The sequence below is a fragment of the Bacillus sp. 05T31 genome (assembly GCF_056396725.1).
The window spans coordinates 1-1,966 of record NZ_JBFTMA010000777.1 but is presented as its reverse complement, the minus strand read 5'-3'; the positions used below and the strand labels follow the sequence as shown (position 1 = coordinate 1,966).

1 protein-coding gene and 1 pseudogene are annotated in these 1,966 nt (G+C 31.1%); both read right to left on the bottom strand.

Features of this window, described 5'->3' with window-relative positions:
* Window positions 1-468 (bottom strand): annotated as a pseudogene (locus AC1DJR_RS28125) (GGDEF domain-containing protein); the annotation flags it as partial.
* A 546-nt stretch (window positions 469-1,014) separates the two neighbouring features.
* The coding region (locus AC1DJR_RS28120; protein WP_477004061.1) for an N-acetylmuramoyl-L-alanine amidase at window positions 1,015-1,966 on the bottom strand (952 nt) is incomplete at its 5' end.

Below are 1,966 nucleotides of genomic sequence, written 5' to 3'. Positions count from 1 at the left end.
ATTAAACAGGTACCACTCTAATGTAAAAACGGCAGTAACAACAATACATAAATCACAAATTAAATACGCCTTTTCCCACTTGTTACATTCCATAATGATTTTATAAAAGAATGCAAAGAGAAAGAAGAATAAGAAAAACAACAAAAACACATCAGAGATATTAAAATTTTGTATCGGCAATTCTACATTAAGTACTTGAAAAGCGGATATAAAATTCCCGATCAAGAAACACCCTATTGCAATAGTAATGCAAACCCAGAATACTCCTAACTTAATTTTTCTGGATAATATAGAATACAGTAATGAGATAAATACAGTAGTTTCAACAACTAAGGATGATAGTCGGATATTAAAATCTGATACGAAATATTGATTCGGAAAAACAAATAAAAATATATAGCAAAAGCTTATATAGAATATTAGAGCTATTGTTAATAAGATAAATTGCAAATGTGAATGTTTAAGCAATATATTCACCTTCTTAAGTCTTTCATCATTTTTTTAAAATTTGTTTCTAATTATTATTCATATTATGACCATTTCAAAAGATTTCTTTCAAAATAAAGCACCCTTATATTACACCTGCAAATATTTAAAAATTCCATAACAGGAATTACAAAAAATATCTGCAGCTATGTCCTTAACAATATCAATTATTGTTATACGATCTATTTATGTAACAAGTAGATTTAATAGCTAATGAGTTCAAAGAATGTTTTCTTTGAACTCATTGTATACTGCCCATCTGAATCATATAACTTAACTATTTTTAAATTAAAATTTCACGTAAAAATAATGAATGTAGGTGTATGCCCCTATCTATTTATCTTTTTTTCTTCATAACTTCTATAGTATTCATTAAGTACGCTAACTTAAACACCGACTTATTTATAATCCTTAATAAGTCGGCGCCAGTATACACTATAAAACTAAAACACATTTCAAATAACAAAACTATACTTTAGCAATTTATAAATTGCATATTCCTAGAATTACTAAATTTCCTTGTACTTATTACAACCTATATTCGGATACATTATTTCCTTTCCATTCATAATAATCTAAAATCCCTTCATAAATGGCTTCTGCTGCAATCTGTCTACCGTTTGCCGTAGATAGTTTACTGTAATCGATACCATTATCTATAAAAGCCAGTTCCGTTAACACAGCTGGCATGCCGTTTTCTCTTATAACATGAAGATCTCCATGTTTAACGCCTCTATCACGTGTTTGAAGGGCCTCTACTAAACGTGCTTGGATTTTTTCCGCTAACACATGACTTTCTTCCACATGAGGATTTGTTTTTTCGGATTCAGAAGATTTATAATAGTATGTTTCTGTCCCTTTTGCATTACCATTATAAGCATTTGCATGAATGCTTATAAAGATATCCCCCTCATTTTGCTTAGCAAATTTAACACGTTCTTGTAAAGAGCTTTTTTGATCATGTCCAGGTCTAGTATCAGATTCACGAGTTAATAAAACTGTAAATGGTGTATGTTTTTCAAGCAATTGTTGTAGGCGTAAGGAAGTGTCTAATACGATTTTACTTTCAGGCAATCCTTTTGTGGACTTTCCGGGATCTGCACCACCATGTCCAGGATCAATAATGATTGTTTTACTTTCTAAAGGGTTTTTCGGACTGTATTGAAGGGTATCTGTTTTGGCAGTAAGTTGTGCGGCTTCTGCACGTGTTATGAATTTATTTGGTTGCCAACCATTATCAGTACCAACAGAAATCTTTAAATCAATTAAAATATTGGCAAATTTTTCACCCCAATGTCCTTTTAAATCATCAAATTTACTTTGCCCATTACTATTTGTTCTATCTTGTAGCTTATATGCATTTACTAACATTGTTGCCATTGCAGCACGAGTAACTTTTCCAGAAGGATTAAATATTCCATTTCCTTCACCTTTAATTATTCCTGCTTTTACAGCAGCAGCAATATACGGCGTTCCCCAG